The sequence below is a fragment of the Campylobacter sp. BCW_6871 genome (assembly GCF_001762325.1).
Taxonomy (GTDB): Bacteria; Campylobacterota; Campylobacteria; order Campylobacterales; family Campylobacteraceae; genus Campylobacter_D; species Campylobacter_D jejuni.
This window is the reverse complement of record NZ_MJWQ01000077.1, coordinates 1-1,396: the sequence shown is the minus strand read 5'-3', so window position 1 is coordinate 1,396 and position 1,396 is coordinate 1. Positions and strand designations below refer to the sequence as shown.

General features: G+C 24.1%; 1 protein-coding gene. It reads left to right on the top strand.

Annotation, left to right across the window (positions count from 1 at the left end):
* Position 1: 1 nt before the first annotated feature.
* A partial coding sequence (locus tag AJ930_RS09020; protein WP_261659530.1) for a contractile injection system protein, VgrG/Pvc8 family occupies positions 2-1,396 on the top strand: 1,395 nt, incomplete at its 3' end.

Genomic DNA, 1,396 nt, shown 5'->3' with positions numbered 1-1,396 from the left:
TATCAAAGAAAGTCTTGAAGAACTTTTTTCTATAGAATGTGAAGGCTTTTTTGAAAGTTTAGATGAAAGCTTATTTAATCTAAGTCAAGATTTTAATTTTCATCCTAATGTTTTAATCGATCAAGAAGCTATTTTAAGTATTCATAATCCTTATGAAAACAATACTTTAAATTTTGACACAAATGAAGTTAAAAATTATAAAGGAATTATCACTTATATAAAATATCTAGGTATTAATCATGAAAGTGCTTTAAATATTAATGATAGCGCTTCAAATACTAAGCAAATAAAATACAAGCATTTTTTTTCTTTTAAGCTTCAATCAGTCTTGATAAGACTTTCTTTAAATAAAGCCAATCGTATTTATACTCATACTAATATTATAGAAGTGATTAAACAAACCCTTAGTTTTTATCAAGATATCTTACATAAAGAAATTGATTATTCTAATATACATTTTAATTATGAAAAACAAGAACTCATCTCTCAATACAATGAAAGTGATTTAGACTTTATTACAAGATTAAGCCATAATAATGGAATCTTTTTTTATGAAGATGAGAACACTATTTATTTTTGTGATGTATATAAAAATGTAAAAAATAAAGAGATAGAATATAATCCTAATGTTAATAATATTTTAAATCAAGCTTGTATTTCTTCTATTTATAAAGAACAAAGCTTAAGAACTAATTCTTTTACACATTCTAGTATCAATGCCAATACTCCTTTAAATCTTTTATCCTTACACTCTAGTAAAGTTCCTTATGAACAAGAACTTAATAACAAGGCTTATTATAATGAACATTTTTATGAGAGTGAATATTCTTTTACAAAAAGCATTGATTTAAAGACTAAGCCTTCTCTTAAAGAAAAAAGAGCCTTAGTATTAAATGAAAGCTTACTAGCAAAAAGTAATATTTATCATCTTAGCTTAGGAGATTTTATCACTTTAAATTATAAGGAGTTTAATCATCAAGAAGAAATAAAAAATCAAGATGAAGAAAAACAAGATAAAGCTTCTTTGCTTAAAGACTTTATTATTATTGCTAATACTCAAATCTTAATTGATGATGCCATCTTAGCTAATTCTATTAATACTAATGATCATTTAAATTTAAAAGATTTAAATTTAAGTAAATCTTATTCCAATACTTTAACTTTATTAAAAAAGAATATTATCTTTACTCCAAGTTTTAAAGTTAAACCTAAAGCTCCTAATAGCACTCAAGGTATTGTTATAGGAGAGAGTAAGGATATAGAAAGTGAGAGAAATACTATTTATACTGATGAGCATGGAAGGGTTAAGGTAAGGATTAATCTTTATGCTAATCAAGAAGAATTAGATGAAAAAGAAAGTTTATATCATCACACTCCTTTTTTAAGAGTAGCTTCT